Here is a 14197-nt window from a genome sequence, read left to right as displayed (position 1 = left end):
TCAGCCCGCCCCCTTGCGCATACCTCATGCACTTGGCGTACCGCAGGGATCATGGTCCGTCAGCCCCTACGACACCACGCTTTGAAGGTCAGTAGTTTGCACTGGGAACGATGCTTGCTGCGACGTCAGCAGACCGATCGCCAATGCCGTGCTTGGCCAGAATGTCACGCCACTCCTCTTCAGCTCCCATCATGTCGTACATCGTGTCAATGACATTCCAGCCGAGGTTGATGGGCGCTTCTATCTTGTGCTCCTCCCAAAGGAAAGCAACGTAATTGGAAGCCTCGTGCGACAGAATTTCGAGCCCGGTCATAATCATGGAGTACGGGTCGAGCTCAAGAAAGCGCCTCAGATTATCTTCTGCCGTTTTGTGTACGGGGCAGAAAGATTCCCCATCCTCGCATTGGGGATCACTAAATTCGCCGAACACGCCGAGGTCAAAGACGTTCTCGTATGCGGCGAGTTTTCGAAAGCCTGGCTGAACTACCCATTTGATCAAGCAGAGGTCGGAAAACTGTACGAACTTAACTGATGCGAGATCTGGACGCAGCCACCGGCCATGCGCTTCTCTAGGTCGGGTAGGACTTCAACCTCAATCGAATCTCGGGCTTCGTTCACGCGGTATCTTTCGGCCACGCCTTGAACAGCGCGGATTGCATCGCGTACCGAAATTCGGAAGAATTCCTTCTGCGGGTTAACCCGATGGTCTCGCAGGAGGGAGTGCAGCTCGTTTTCCGCTGCGCGCGCATCAGAAACGATTTGGTCGTAGATCGCTTCATAATCTGCAGGAACTCCGGTCGGGCGGGATATCTCGCGCACCCTCTCTGTGAGCTTTCGTGCAGTACGGCCAATCTTCACGATTCCGGGAATGAATGGATTTGTGAGAACGTAAATTACGCCGCGCTCTATCTGGCTCATTTGCCCCCCTGGTGGAGTGTTGGCCGGTTGCGGCCTCGGAGTCGAGTTAAAGGGCCCGTTTCTGGTAATTCTTGGGGCGAAATCGAACGCCTTAGAGCAGGAGCGGCTCGAGGGCGTCATTATCTCCAGCCGTTCAGGGAGACCTCCGGGCCTCCGTCGAGGTAGCGGCGGAGGGCACTCACGGTGGTTTCCACGAACTCCTCGGGGATGGTGTCGGCGTCGACCCAGCGGACTTGGGCGTGCTTGCGCGGCTCGCGGTTCTCGGGTTCTCCGGTCCATTCGTGGGCTCGAAGACGACGGTGAGGAAGCCGTTGGGGGCTTCAACTCCCCACGCTCCGTGAATGATGTGCGCGACCTTGAGGGACTCCGGCTTCACCGTCAGGCCGGTCTCCTCGTAGAGCTCGCGTACCACGATAACCCACACCCTATACGGGGCTGCCTGCGAATTGCACTGCGGAGCAAGTTTGCAAGGTTCTGCAGGCGAGACGGTATCTGTGGGGATGGAGCGATTTAGACCTTGGCCTTGCGCCACGGTGCGGCGGGGTCCGACAGGGTGTCGAGGATCAGCTCGCACCAGGTGACAGCAGCGTTGACCGTGAGTCGGGCGTGGCGCACTCCAAGCCCGGACGGTGCGCTCGCCTGGCCGTGACCGCTGCCGAAACCCTGGTTGCGTAGTTCGGCGACTCCGACGGCGATGTTCACCGAGCCCGAAAGGATCTTCTTCACGGCCTTGCTGCCGTCTGGTCCGTCAGGCGCCGAGCCGGCATCAAGCCTCAGCGCCTTCTGGACAGTGCTGATCAGAGCGGGAAGTGCAGCGTTCTTGTCGACCTCGATGCCGAGTTCGTTGAGAGCCGTCTTCGCGGTCGCCTCGATGAGCTGCTTGGCTGCGCCAATGGCACCGTGGGGATCTGTGGTGAGGTCTCTACGGATACGCTCCAGCTCGATCGTGATGCCTGATGCGTCGCTAAGACCGCTCAGATCACGGACCAGCACCGGCGGGTTGGACCAAGAGATCCTGCCCTCCTGATCGAGAGCGAAGCCGTCCCGTTCCAGGCGCACCCTGATGTCGTCCAACCACTTCGGTGTGCCCTGATCGCCCGGGTCGCGGTACGCGCGAATGAAGTCCTCGAAGACCAGGAGCGCACGCCGCACCTGGCTTGAGTCTGACCAGTCGACACCTTCCGCGTAGAGCATGAACTCGGTTCGACGCTGGCCCGAGTCCTGGTACTTCAGCTCGTCTGGAGGGATGGGGGCGAACCCGTGGTCCTCCCACAGCTCGGCCACGATCCGGATGGTCAGGTCCGTGGCCAGAGCGCGAAAGGCGTTGCGGGTCGCGGGGCTCACCAGATCCCGCCGTGCGGTGACGGTCATAGTCTGAAGATAGGAGCAGGCGCTGGCGCCCGTCTCGGCCTTTTCGCAGTGGGACGTCTATCACTGACGAACGTCGCCCCCTCTACTGTTGCCGGGCCTATGTCTCTCTGAGGAGTACGAGCCTGAACGCAGCGGCCCGCTTGGCCATCCGCTGCTTCCAGGGCGTTGGATCCTCCTGGGCGATCTCCCGCCACAGCGCCGCAGATGCGGAACCGAATGCCGCCAGTGCCTCCGGCTCGGTGTTCCGCCACGACGGGAAGCGGCCTGCGAACATGATCGCGTCCTGAGCTGGGTGGCCGGCGTCCATGAGCCTCAGCGCCAGGGCGCCTGGATCGATCCACGCCGCACCGTGCGTTGGCCACGCCCAGTCGATGAGGCGAGCACGCCCGTCGGCGATCAGGACGTTGTGTGGTGCGAAGTCGGTGTGCAGCAGAGTGTTGCCGCTGAAGTGCTGGAGCGTTCCGGGCGGAGCGTAATCCGCCCAGCGGTCCACCGCGTCCTTGATCTCGATGTCGGCCGGAGCAGTGATCCGTTGCAGGTCGGTGAGCGCGGCTTCTACGAGCACCAAGTCGGCCGAGCCGGGGCTGTAGTCGGCGTGGCGACCGCTGAGGACCTCGTATCCGAGGAGACTCCATCCACCGACTTCCAGGTGCCAGTACAGGCGGGGACAGGACGTGGGCAGGTGGGGGGCGATCTCCGCCTCGCGCCGCTGTGCTGCGACCTGTGGATGATCACTCGCGATGCCCTTCACGAAAACGCTTCCGCTCTCGGTCTCCAGGACGGAGGCGACACCGGAGTTCATGCCGCCGGTCATGGTCACCGCCCGATGCACGGCGCCGGTCTTGTCGGTGACAGCTCGGCGGACGTCGGCGGGGAGCTGATCGAAGGGAATACGAGACATGGACACGCGCGGTTCCTCATGGGGCTCGGAGACAAGGGAGTGCCGCCCCGGCCAGGGTATGACCGGGGCGGCACTCATGGGGTGCGTACGCGAGCGGTGCGGCGCCCGCCTGCGGTGTATCTAGTACGGCTGGTCGTCGCCGGCCGAGCAGCTGCACTCGGCGCCTTCGGCCGCCTCATCCAGGTCGGCGACGATCTGGACCTCGTCGTCGCGGATGGCTGCGGCTGGCAGGGGCACGGGCAGGGTGCCGACGGCTCCGTCGGTTGGGCGCCGGCCGATGGTGAGCACCACCGGTTCGCGCGGCGGGGTGAGGGTTGTGGTGGGTGGGGTCATGATCCGTAGCCTCCGTGTTGGCAGTAGAGCTCTCGTAGGTCCCCCGCCTCCTGGTAGAGCTTGGCCAGCGGCCGGCAGGTACGGCAGGTGCCGACCTTCGTGCAGCCGGAGCATCCACCGGTGCGGAGCTGTAGGGACTCGGAGATGGCGCCGAGCCGGGTGAGGGCGGCGACGCCATCGGTCACGAGGTTCACGCTCGGGTCGCGGCCGACCTTGCAGACGGACGCGATGCCGTGCGGGTTGACGTGGAAGAACGTCCGGCCGGCGTTGCAGCCGGTGAAGATGCTCCGGGCCTTGATGTGCCCCTCGGCCTGTGTCGCCAGCGGGTTCGCCTCGCCGTCGATCGTCGGCGACATGTTCGTGAAGACCTGGTGCGGGAAGCCGTAGCGCTCGCACAGGGCGACCATCGCGTCGAGTTCGTGAGCGTTGTCGTCCGACACGATCACGTTGAGCCGGACCGGCAGCCGGTCCTGACCGGCGGCGTCCAGGCCCTGGATGAACCGGCTGAACGCGCCGCGGTTGCGAGTGACCTTGTCGTACGTACCTGCAGTCGCGCCGTACACGCTGAGCGTGAGCCGGTAGGGCCGACGGCGGGCGAACAGCTCGCGGATCGGCTGCTTGCGCAGGGAGGAGCCGTTCGAGGAGACCTGCACCATCATCCCGAGCTGGTGGGCGTACTCGTAGGCGGCGCCGAACTCGCGGTCGATCAGTGCCTCGCCGCCAGTGATCTGCAGCCAGAGCACGCCCGCGTCGCGCATCGTCCGCAGGAGCTGCTGTTTGCCCGTCCAGTCCAGGCCCTCGAAGCGCTTCTCGCCGAGGTAGCAGAACTCGCAGTCGTAGTCGCAGCCAAGGTTGATCTCCCAGGACGCCTTCGCGTACCCGTACGGCGATCGCTCGCGGACGAGGACGAAATCGCCGATCGGCCCGTCAGGCAGTTCGATGCCCCACGCCTGCCCCGCGGCATCTGCAAGCCAGGCCGGCAGGGGGTCTCCTTCGTGGCTCGCGGCGCGCAGCTCCTCGTAGCGGATCCCAGGAATGCGCACACCGACCGCACGGCCTGGCTGAAGAAGGAGGTGCTGGGCGAGGAACGGGCTGGCCACGAGACGCGTGCTTGATGCGGCAGGCGCAGCCCGATCCGGTGTGCCGGTTGCGGTCATCGGACCTCCACAGGGCAGTCGTCGCGGTCTGAGCCGGGAGGGTTGATCGGGTGTGCGGCGTCGCCTGCGGTCTTGAAGCAGGACCAGATGACCTTTCCGAGCGGGGTACGGTCCTTCACTCCCCATTCGTCGGAGAGCGCGGCCACCAACGTCAGGCCCCTCCCGGAGATGTCTGTGACGGCCGGCTCGCGTACGACAGGCTGCTGGCGACGGCTGTCGTGCACTTCCAGGCGTACGCAGTTGTCGTCGATGTCGAGCCGGACGAGGAAGCCGTGCCCGCGGGCGGTGCCGTGGACGACGGCGTTCGTGGCGAGTTCGGAGACGCACAGGCGGATGTCCTCGGTGCGGCTCGTCAGGGCCCAGCCGTCCAGCGCCCGGGTGGCGAAATCCCTTGCCTTGCGTACGGACTGGTGTCGAGCGTCGAAGAACTGCTGAAGCGACTCGGGCATGGGGTGCCTCATGACTCCTTGCTCAGGAGGAGAAGTGGTGCGGGGAAGCGGCGGTGGGCGGTCTGGTGACGAGGCACGTGGACGTGCCCGATGCGGGGACGGCGGGCCAGCAGCAGGCGGGCGCCAGTGGCCTCGATACGGCGCGTGCGTTCGGCGGCGAGGTGCTTCGGCCCCAGGTGGGACAAGGCGGGGGCGATGACGCCGTAGACGTCGGGAAGGGCCAGCGCGTCCAGCAGACCGGTGAACGCGGTGGAGGTCGGTTCGGTCTTCGCGTGCCTGTCCTTGAAGACGCCGGAGAGCTGAAGTTCATGGATCCGGCAGTACTCCGTCAGTGACGCCTGCAATGCCGTCTGACGGGCTACGGAGACCCCGACCAGCCGCAGGAAGCCGTAGACGACGGGCCCGTTGACCGGGCGGTGCTCGGTAAGGAGTTCCATGCTGGTGACCGTCCAAAGGGACTCGGCGAAAGAGTGACCTGTTGAGCGTCGCCGTGTCCTAACGTGTAGGGAATCACCGGCTGTTCCACTTGCGTTCCACTTCCGCCCCACGGGCTGGAGGCTTCTGCTTCCATGGCTGGTGGAAGGGAGCGACGCGTGGCGACCGTGCACCACTGGACCGGCCTGGAGGCCAGAGCTTTACGGCTCGCCCTCCGCCTGAGTGTGCGGGCTTTCGCCGAGCGCCTCGGTCTCGCCGTCGCGACCATCTCGAAGTGGGAAAAGCTCCGGTCCGCGACCGAGCCCCGCCCTGACACCCAGGCCATTCTCGACACCGCGCTCGGCCGCGCCGATGCTTCCGTGCACCTGCGCTTCGAAACGCTCCTGTCGGAGATGGCCGGCCCCGGGCAGGTGGCAGCCGGACGCCGGGTGACGGCTGCCGGGCCCAGAGCCTGGGAGTACGAGTCGTGGACCGACGACCTGGACCGTGCCGTCGTCGCCTTGTCCCAGCAGAACTTCACCTTCGCCGACAGCCTGCTGAGCCGATGGCTCAACCGTTTCACGGCCGCCGAACTCGAGGACAAGGGCCTGTACCTCTACGCCCGATCCACCGCGCTACTCGGGGACCTCAGGCGTGACCAGGGCGCCGTGCTCGGACCGCTGTCCGCCCGTCACTCCTACGCGGGCGCACGCTCGATCTTCACCCAACTCGACATCCCCCGCCGCGTCGCCCAGCTCGATCTTTCCCTCGCGGTCGTCGCGGAGATGTCCGGTGACCTGGAGGCGTCAGCTCGTACGTACGAGACGCTCGCCGTCGACGACCGGCTCTCTCGCCGTGACCGGGCCAGAGCCCGCCTGTGGGTGGGCACCGCGCTCAGCAAGGACGGCAACCACGACTACGCGACCCGCGTGATGCAGGCCGCGACCCGTGAATTCGAAGACCTCACCGAACCCGACGACTGGTCGGTGGCCCATCAGAAGCTCGCCCTGGCCCGCCGGGGCGTCGGCGACCTCACCCAAGCCCTGCACTTCATCGACATCGCCCGAAGCAGCGGGAGTACCGACTCACCGATGCAACGCGTACGACTGGATACCGCTCACGGCCACATCCTGCTCTCCGACGCGGCGACCCGCGATGATGGGCTACGCGTTCTCGGCCAGGCCGCTCGGACGGCCGCGCAGTACGGCCTCGTGCACCAACTGCGCAGTATCGAGAGCGTCAAGGCCAGCAGTGAGGGGCCGCCCCGGGCCTCGCCGACGGTGATCAGGGAGACGAACGCGTGAGTGACAACCAGCAGGCCATCACCGAAGACCAGTGGCACCAGGCCAAGTTGATCTGGGATTACCACCAGGTGCACCACCAGGCCCGCCCCGTGGACGTGGCGATCGGCCTGGGCAGCCACGACCTGGGGGTGGCCGCGCGCGCCGCCGAGCTGTACCACGCGGGTCTCTTCCCCACGCTGGTCTTCACCGGCGGCAACAGCCCGACCACCGCCAAGGTCTTCCCACGCGGCGAAGCGGTCCACTTCCGCGAGCACGCCATCGACCTCGACGTCCCCGCCTCCGCGATCCTGCTGGAGCCCCACGCCGCGAACACCGGGCAGAACATCACCCTCGCCCGCGAGGTCCTGGCCGACGCCGGCATCACCCCGAAGAAGGTGCTGCTGGTCTCCAAGCCCTACATGGAACGGCGGTCGTACGCCACCGCCCGCAAGTTGTGGCCCGAGGCCGAGATGGTGTGCGCCTCGGAAACGCTGGAGTTCGACGACTACCTCAAGTCCATCGGCGACGAGAAGCTCGTGGTGGACATGCTCGTCGGCGACCTCCAGCGGGTGATCGAGTATCCGAAGCTCGGGTTCGCCATCGAGCAGGAGGTCCCGGAGGACGTGCATGCCGCGTACGAATCCCTCATCCATGCCGACTTCACCAGCCGCCTCATCGCTTCCTGAACTCTCTTCCCCAGGCGGCCTGTGCGCCATCCACCAGCCCAACTTCATGCCCCGGCTGACCACGCTGGCCAAGCTGTTCGCGGCGGACCACTGGATCGTCCTGGACGACGTGCAGTTCGTCCGCCGCGATTACCAGCATCGCGCCCGCATCGCCACACTCGACGGCCTTGGCCCAAACCGGTGGCTGACCATCCCCACTCACCGCCCCTCCGGGCGCGCCACCCTCATCAGGGACACCCTGATCGCCGACCCTGCCGCGGCCCGACGCAGAGCCTCATCGATCCTGCGCCAGCAGTACGGGACCAGCCCTCACTGGCCCGCCCTTGGTCGCGCCCTTCAGCCGGTCTGGAACGCGTTCGACACAGGAAGGGTCGCGACAGTCGCCACCGCCTCCACCCGCGCGCTGCTCGAACTACTCGGCTGGCGGGGGCAGATCTCCACCAGCAGCACCTTGACGGCACGCACGGGCCGGTCCGAGCGGCTGGCCGACCTGGCCGACGCTACCGGTGCACGCGCGTACCTTTGCGGCACCGGCGGTATGACCTACCTGGACCACGCCCCCTTCACCGAGCTGGGCGTGGCCGTCGTCCCGTTTTTGTCACCGGCCACTGGGATGTGGGCCTCGGGGCGACAGGTCAGTGTTCTGCGGGCGCTGGCCTCCCGCGGCCCCGACGCCGTGGGAGCCCGGTTCCGGGCTCTCGCATTCGCCCACGATGCGCTGGGGTGCGCGGCCTGAGACCGCTTCGGGTACGGAAGCGGGTGTGATCAACGACGTCGTGCCTGGAGACGGTGGCTGGGAGGCCGGCGCAACCGTTGTCGGTTGGACCGGCGTGTTCTGCCACCGTGCCGCACTCCGCATCCATGCCACACGTGCACGGTCACTTGTAACCGGCCTGGCGCTGAGCCGCTCGACGCGCCAGGTCAGAACGCGTGCGGGGCTTCGGGCATCGTCGAGTGCCTGCTCGTCGGTGGCCTGCTGGAGCAGCTGCTCCGGATCGTGTCCCGCCTTTTCGGCGGTCGCGAGCACGGCTGTGAGTGCGTCGAAGGACGGGTCGTCGATTACCTGTGTCGCATGGGCCGGCATGGTCTGTCGGATGAGGAGGGTGTGCCGCTCCACGACTTGTTGGGGTGGCCGGCGTTGGGCGAGCGCGGTCAGCGGCGCGGCGGCCGTCTGCTCGTAAGCGGCTTGCAGGTGGATCAGGGTCTGGTGGGCTGCCACCACCTGCTGGTTGTGGTGACGTCGCTGGTGCCAGCGGGCGGAGGCGATGACGACAAGGATTGCGGCGTCGAGGAACATCGCCAGCAGCGCGCCGTCCCTCGGGGCGGGTTGCTCGGCGAACCCCGGCCCGGCATCCCGACGCGAGGTCGAGGTGCCGCCGCTCGGGCGGACGCCTGCTGGCTCCCGATCGCCAAGGGCCTTACGCCCCACGGGCTCCGGCACACCCACCGCACGATGATGGAGGACCTCGGCACCGAGAAGGTCCTCATGGACGAACGCATGGGCCACATCGACGGCTCGGTCTCCGCGCGCTACGCCCACGTCGCGCCCGGCATGCGCCGGCGCCTCATGCTCGGCTTGACCGAGCAGTGGGAGGCGGCACTCGATGCTCGGCTGGCCATGTCGCCTGCCTCGCCGGTCCGGGTCCTCAACCAACTGTTGCGGGACCGTTTGACCACCACGTAGTGGCGCGGGCGGTGCAACGGTGGCACGGGAGCGTGTCAAAGGCTGCTGCGGTAACCACTAGATGTGACCGCAGCAGCTACTGACGCTCATCTCCGGTATCGTGCTCGCCTCTCTTCGACGGCGCGTGACGTGTGTCCACGTGGTGCCGGTGGGGCTCGTCCATTGGTCCCCCGCTTTCCCAACGCTCACCGCAGCAGGTTATATGGCGTTGTCGTACGTCGGACGTGGCTCCTACAATCGTGCTGACTAGCGCTGGCGGACTGAGGGGGGAGCGGCGTGGCGGATCCTAAGCTTCATCATTATGTTCCGCAATTCTACTTACGTCGATTTACTGACTCGGCGGAACGCCTATGGGCTTGGGACAAGACTAGCGATAGGGTGTTCCGTACTCAGCCGAAGGCAGTAGCTGCGGAGTCGAACTTCTACCAGCTGCCTCAGTTGATTGAGCACGGCCATAATCCGTTGGAAATGGAAAAACAATTTGCGGACCTGGAGGGCCAAGTATCCGCCATTACAGGTCAATGGCTCGACTGGGTTCGAAGTGGACATCCGGGCGATTCGCTACCCATGCCTGCAGTAAATCGAGAAATAATCAGCCAGTTCCTGGCTCTCCAGTCCCTACGGACGGCCGACGCTCGCGCGATATTGGTAGCCTTCTCGGCGTTGCAGCACGGGTACCAGGCCGAGTCTGAAGAGGACGTTAGATCCCTCCATGCTGCGGTGCTTTGGGATGACGCGCTAATCTCCTCTTATGCCGATCGCGTGAGTCGATGCACCTGGCTTTTCGCCCTGAATTTGACGCCTTCTCCATTTGTCACATCGGACAATCCATTGGCCTTCAGGACGTCTGACAATCGGGCTTGGGTAAAACCGGGCAACCTCGGCAAGGATGCGTATGTAGTATACCCGCTCGCCCCTGATGTGATCATGTATTGCTATCCCGATGAAGGCGTGTGGCGCAATTCGAATATCTCTCGATTTGACTGCCGAATTTCGCCGGTGCTGATGACTGAGGGCATGGTGCAGAGTGAAAATTCTGCACAAGTCTTCATGGCCTCTCGATTTGTAATATCCAGTCAGAATTCCTTTTCTTCTGAACGGGAGTTTTTGAAAATGATTGAGGAAGATCCTGACGTGCCGCCTACCGTAGAATGAGTTTTGCGGATTCTGCTGGAAATCTCTTTCCCGCAGAGTGGGTCACTCGCCGAACAGGCTGTCCTGCACGTACTCGACGACCTTCCGCTCCGGGTAGAAGACGGCCAGCAGCATGAACGTCTTGGGATGGGCCGCGATGTTACCGACGAAGAAGTGGACGGCCCGGCTCGGGGCGCACATCCGCGTGTACCAGCGCTCGCGGAGCGCATCACGGACCCCGTGCTCACCGTACTTGCGCAGGAACTTGCGGTACGACTGTCCTGCCTCCCAATCCTTCAGCCCCATGTCGTGGGTCGGGCAGTCGTCTTCGGCGCAGCGAAAGCTGTAGCGGAGGTCGAGCGGCACCCACTCCAGCGGGTTCAGCTCCTGCTCGAACAGGTCGAGTTGGTCGGCCAGCGCGGCTTTGGAGACGGACCAGGGCTCGGCGTCCTCCAGCCGGAAGCGGGTGATCTCGGCGGGGCGGAAGACGCCGAGGGACGTTCCTCGCTTCTCCTGATCCCGCTTGATGGCGCAGAGCGACGGGGCGACCAGCGGCTCCACGTGGCGATACCGCTTCTGCCAGCCGCCGTCGGGCGGTACCTCACCCACTATCTCCAACGTGTCGAGATACGGCCGGAGGCTCTCTGGGCGGGAGTCTCGCTCAAGGCGGTGCGGCTCGACGTCGACTTCGATGATCGAGTACTTGGAGAACTGGGCCTCCTCGCTTAGGAGCCGAAAAGGCACGGGGAAGAGCCGTACGTGCTGTGACTCGCCTTGGTCGAGGCGTATGCCGGCCACGCAGCTGGTCTCGCGGTACTTACTGGACAGCTCCGGATACGTCTTGACCGTGATCATGATCCGTGCGCGTTGCCGTCTCCCGAATGCCGCCGACGCCATGGCATGCCCCCCTCCATCGATCTCCCCGATCTGATTGGACGAGAGGCTTGCACCGCTGGCAAGGGTGCGTGCGAAACCCGTGACGAAGTCAGGCCAAGGGATTCACCGGCACCTGGATCCGGCTGCGGACCGTCTCCAAGACAACCTGCCGGTGACAACGGCTTTCGTCCTTCTCGAAGCACAGCACCGCTACCCGCGACGCTCGTGCATGCTCTGCGAGTCGGCCAAGGTCGGTCTGAGCTTCCTCGGATCGCAGGAGGCCACGGAAGCGCGCCCGGCCCACTTCGACGCGGCCGTCCCAGAAGGGCTCGCGATTGTCCTTCGGATTGCCCAGACCACGCAGGTGCGTGTACTCGATGTCGACTTCGGCCAGAGCACCCCCGAGGCGCGTCTTGCTGAAGCCCTTTTTACGGCTGATCGGCGTGAGCCGTACGTCTGCCACGACACTGATGCGGCTGTCGACGAGCGAGGCGACGAACGACTCGATGTCCCGTCCTTCGTACCCGGCTGACCAGAGACCGGGCGTGACGGTCGGGATCCGCGCCGTCCGGAACAGATCATCGAGGGAGACCGTAAGAGCCTCGGCTACCGCGCCGACGGTGAAGAAACCTGGCTGGATAGCTCCCTCGCTCTCCAGACGGCTAACAGTCCCTACGGCGATGCCCGCTTCCTTAGCCAGCCGTTCCCGCGTCCACCCCCGGTCCGTCCGTAGCGCACGTACCCGCTGGGCGAGCGCACGGGCGTGGTCGTGGGGAGGCGCTGAGCGATGACCTGCCATGTGCGGTGTTCCTAACGCCCGGTGAGGCGGCCCGCCGCGGTGTTCCTGGTCAGCTACGAGCCCTGGATTCGCGAACGCGCAGATCCGAGGGCGCGTAGGCGCCGCTCTTCCTGCGGCACTGGAGACAGTTCCTGGGAGAAGCCGACCAAGATCTTCTCCCAGATTTCTCCCAAACGATCTCCAGGAACCCGTCAGGGGCCTGATCCACTCAATGGATCAGGCCCCTGACCTGGTACTTCACTGTCGGGGTGGCGGGATTTGAACCCACGACCTCTTCGTCCCGAACGAAGCGCGCTGCCAAGCTGCGCTACACCCCGATCGTCTCCGCTTGTCGCGGCGACGTCGTTTACTTTAGCCCACTGGCGGCGTGAGACGAAATCCGGTTAACGGGGCCCCCGAGCCTCGCCCTCCGGCGTCCTAAGCCCGCTGCGGCGTCCTCACCCCTGCCGTCCCACCAGCGTCAGCAGCGTCGCCTCCGGGGGGCAGGCGAAGCGGATGGGGGTGTAGCGGTTCGTGCCGCAGCCCGCCGAGACGTGGAGGTAGGCGCGGTTGCCCGCCGCCTCGTGCGTCGACAGGCCCTTCACCCGGTCCGTGTCCAGGTCGCAGTTGGTGACCAGGGCGCCGTAGAAGGGGATGCACAGCTGGCCGCCGTGGGTGTGGCCCGCCAGGATCAGGGGGTAGCCGTCCGTGGTGAAAGCGTCCAGGGAGCGCAGGTAGGGGGCGTGGACCACGCCGATCGACAGGTCCGCGTCCGCCTCGGGGCCGCCCGCCACCCGCTCGTACCGGTCGCGCTTGATGTGCGGGTCGTCCAGGCCGGTGAAGGCCAGCTCCATGCCGTCGAGCTTCAGACGGCCCCGGGTGTTGGACAGGTTCACCCAGCCCGCCGCGTCGAACGCGTCCCGCAGCTCCTCCCACGGGTTGTGCACGACGCCGACGGCCGGCGCATTGCCGTTCAGGCCGTGCCTGCCCTGCGCCTTCTCGAACAGGTACCGGGCGGGGTTGCGCAGCTTCGGGCCGTAGTAGTCGTTGGAGCCGAAGACGTAGACGCCGGGGAACTCCATCAGCGGGCCCAGCGCGTCGAGCGCCTCGGGGACGCCCTCCGGGTCGGAGAGGTTGTCCCCGGTGTTCACCACGAAGTCGGGGCGCAGCCCCGCCAGCGACTGCAGCCACGCCCGCTTCTTGCGCTGGCCGGAGACCATGTGGATGTCCGACACCTGGAGTACGCGCAGGGGGCGCGCCCCGGGCGGCAGCACTGGCACCGTCACCCGGCGCAGCCGGAACGACCTCACCTCGAACCCGGCCGCATAGGCGAGACCCGCGGCCCCGACCGCCGTGACACCCAAGGGAATTCCGTATCGCGCGCGCATGCGTCCATCGTCGCAGACCTGACCGTGGTGGCAGCGATCGCGGCGTTAATCGGCGGGCGAGGGGCGCTTCCCACCTGACACACTGGGTCCATGACCACGCTCAAGGCCCGACTCAAGGACGACCTCACCACCGCCATGAAGGCGCGCGACGAACTGCGCTCGTCCACGCTCCGGCTGACCCTCACCGCCGTCGCCAAGGAAGAGGTCGCCGGTACGTCCGCGCGCGAGCTCTCCGACGACGAGGTCCTCAAGGTGATCGCCAAGGAGGCGAAGAAGCGCCGCGAGGCGGCCGAGGCCTTCGACAAGGGCGGCCGCGCCGAGTCCGCCGCACGCGAGCTGGCCGAGGGCGAGCTCCTCGACGCGTACCTGCCCAAGCAGCTCTCCGACGACGAGCTCGCGACGATCGTCGCCGGTGCCGTCGAGGAGGCGAAGGCCGCCGGCGCCGAGGGGCCGCGCGCGATGGGCGCCGTCATGAAGATCGTCAACCCGAAGGTGGCGGGTCTCGCCGACGGGGGTCGCGTCGCCGCCGCGGTGAAGAAGCAGCTCGCCGGCTGAGTCCCGCGTACGGCGGACCTGACGCACTTGGCGGACACCTTGTGCGGAGTGCGGAGTGCGGAGTGCGCTGTGCACGGCGCACACCGCGTGCGGCGCGCGGCGCGCGGAATGCGGTCAGCGGTCAACGGTCAGCAGTAACGATTCCGCGCCGCTCCTGTACGTCCCGCCCGTCCCATGCGGCGTCCCGTACGTCACGTCCCGCCCGTACAACCGAAGGCGCCCCGGGAAAGTGATCCCGGAGCGCCCTTTGCTGTGGCTCGCGGTTGGCGG

Annotated in this window: 16 protein-coding genes, 1 tRNA gene and 3 pseudogenes; 6 read left to right on the top strand and 14 right to left on the bottom strand. The window is 66.0% G+C overall.

All coding sequences use genetic code 11. The features are described from left to right. Positions 1-88: 88 nt before the first annotated feature. From AB0D31_RS15140 to AB0D31_RS15100, 9 genes and pseudogenes are all read right to left on the bottom strand, one after another. Complete coding sequence (locus AB0D31_RS15140; protein ID WP_362722149.1) at positions 89-499, bottom strand: hypothetical protein; 411 nt, start codon at positions 497-499, stop codon at positions 89-91. Beyond that, on the bottom strand, positions 496-918 hold the full coding sequence (locus tag AB0D31_RS15135) for a GIY-YIG nuclease family protein (protein WP_362722146.1): 423 nt from the start codon (positions 916-918) through the stop codon (positions 496-498). Before AB0D31_RS15135 ends, AB0D31_RS15140 begins: the two co-directional genes overlap by 4 nt. 119 nt (positions 919-1037) lie before the next feature. After that, a pseudogene (locus tag AB0D31_RS15130) lies at positions 1038-1327 on the bottom strand (NUDIX domain-containing protein); the annotation flags it as partial. Between the two features lie 101 nt (positions 1328-1428). Continuing rightward, positions 1429-2289, bottom strand: coding sequence for an abortive infection family protein (locus AB0D31_RS15125; protein ID WP_362722143.1), 861 nt, complete (start codon positions 2287-2289; stop codon positions 1429-1431). 97 nt (positions 2290-2386) lie between these two features. Beyond that, entirely contained in the window at positions 2387-3190 is an 804-nt protein-coding gene (locus AB0D31_RS15120) for an aminoglycoside phosphotransferase (protein WP_362722176.1), read from the bottom strand. Between the two features lie 120 nt (positions 3191-3310). Continuing rightward, positions 3311-3523 (bottom strand): hypothetical protein, encoded by a 213-nt coding sequence (locus AB0D31_RS15115; protein ID WP_362722140.1) that lies wholly within the window; start codon positions 3521-3523, stop codon positions 3311-3313. Then, a complete protein-coding gene (locus AB0D31_RS15110; RefSeq protein WP_362722137.1) occupies positions 3520-4623 on the bottom strand; it encodes a radical SAM protein in 1104 nt (367 codons plus the stop codon). The genes AB0D31_RS15115 and AB0D31_RS15110 overlap by 4 nt, the downstream gene beginning before the upstream one ends. A gap of 53 nt (positions 4624-4676) precedes the next feature. Continuing rightward, entirely contained in the window at positions 4677-5129 is a 453-nt protein-coding gene (locus tag AB0D31_RS15105; protein ID WP_362722134.1) for an ATP-binding protein, read from the bottom strand. Between the two features lie 8 nt (positions 5130-5137). Beyond that, positions 5138-5566 (bottom strand): hypothetical protein, encoded by a 429-nt coding sequence (locus tag AB0D31_RS15100; RefSeq protein ID WP_362722131.1) that lies wholly within the window; start codon positions 5564-5566, stop codon positions 5138-5140. 156 nt (positions 5567-5722) lie between these two features. On the opposite strand from AB0D31_RS15100, the gene AB0D31_RS15095 reads away from it, so the two are divergent. Genes AB0D31_RS15095 through AB0D31_RS15085 form a run of 3 tightly spaced genes read left to right on the top strand, consistent with a single transcriptional unit; the run spans position 5723 to position 8248 of the window. After that, positions 5723-6847 carry a helix-turn-helix domain-containing protein gene (locus AB0D31_RS15095; RefSeq protein WP_362722128.1) on the top strand — a complete coding sequence of 375 codons (1125 nt, stop codon included), beginning with the start codon at positions 5723-5725 and terminating at the stop codon, positions 6845-6847. Beyond that, positions 6844-7512 carry a YdcF family protein gene (locus tag AB0D31_RS15090; protein WP_362722126.1) on the top strand — a complete coding sequence of 223 codons (669 nt, stop codon included), beginning with the start codon at positions 6844-6846 and terminating at the stop codon, positions 7510-7512. Before AB0D31_RS15095 ends, AB0D31_RS15090 begins: the two co-directional genes overlap by 4 nt. A 46-nt stretch (positions 7513-7558) precedes the next feature. Next, on the top strand, positions 7559-8248 hold the full coding sequence (locus AB0D31_RS15085) for a WbqC family protein (RefSeq protein ID WP_362722174.1): 690 nt from the start codon (positions 7559-7561) through the stop codon (positions 8246-8248). Between the two features lie 111 nt (positions 8249-8359). Here AB0D31_RS15085 and AB0D31_RS15080 read toward each other — a convergent pair. Then, positions 8360-8842, bottom strand: a pseudogene (locus AB0D31_RS15080) (mobilization protein); the annotation flags it as partial. On the opposite strand from AB0D31_RS15080, the pseudogene AB0D31_RS15075 reads away from it, so the two are divergent. After that, a pseudogene (locus tag AB0D31_RS15075) lies at positions 8810-9196 on the top strand (LacI family transcriptional regulator); the annotation flags it as partial. The pseudogenes AB0D31_RS15080 and AB0D31_RS15075 sit on opposite strands and share 33 nt — an antisense overlap. A 276-nt stretch (positions 9197-9472) precedes the next feature. Beyond that, entirely contained in the window at positions 9473-10351 is an 879-nt protein-coding gene (locus tag AB0D31_RS15070) for a DUF4238 domain-containing protein (RefSeq protein ID WP_362722123.1), read from the top strand. Between the two features lie 42 nt (positions 10352-10393). On the opposite strand, the gene AB0D31_RS15065 is transcribed toward AB0D31_RS15070, so the two are convergent. The 4 genes from AB0D31_RS15065 to AB0D31_RS15050 all read right to left on the bottom strand — a co-directional run bounded on the left by AB0D31_RS15065 (position 10394) and on the right by AB0D31_RS15050 (position 13372). Continuing rightward, positions 10394-11227: a hypothetical protein gene (locus AB0D31_RS15065; RefSeq protein WP_362722120.1), complete on the bottom strand. Its 834-nt coding sequence runs from the start codon at positions 11225-11227 to the stop codon at positions 10394-10396. Between the two features lie 88 nt (positions 11228-11315). Then, positions 11316-12005, bottom strand: a complete 690-nt coding sequence (locus tag AB0D31_RS15060; RefSeq protein WP_362722117.1) for a DUF488 family protein — start codon at positions 12003-12005, stop codon at positions 11316-11318. 243 nt (positions 12006-12248) lie between these two features. Then, positions 12249-12322, bottom strand: a tRNA-Pro gene (locus tag AB0D31_RS15055). A gap of 120 nt (positions 12323-12442) precedes the next feature. Then, the gene (locus AB0D31_RS15050) at positions 12443-13372 is read right to left on the bottom strand and encodes a metallophosphoesterase (protein WP_362722114.1); all 930 of its coding nucleotides are present in this window, start codon (positions 13370-13372) and stop codon (positions 12443-12445) included. Between the two features lie 90 nt (positions 13373-13462). On the opposite strand from AB0D31_RS15050, the gene AB0D31_RS15045 reads away from it, so the two are divergent. Next, positions 13463-13927 carry a GatB/YqeY domain-containing protein gene (locus AB0D31_RS15045; protein WP_362722111.1) on the top strand — a complete coding sequence of 155 codons (465 nt, stop codon included), beginning with the start codon at positions 13463-13465 and terminating at the stop codon, positions 13925-13927. Positions 13928-14197: the final 270 nt, after the last annotated feature.

Origin of the sequence: Streptomyces sp. NPDC048361 (genome assembly GCF_040651795.1) — a bacterium.
In the GTDB taxonomy this organism is placed as follows: Bacteria; Actinomycetota; Actinomycetes; order Streptomycetales; family Streptomycetaceae; genus Streptomyces.
Note: the sequence above shows the minus strand (reverse complement) of the source record. Positions and strands in the feature narration are given on the sequence as shown.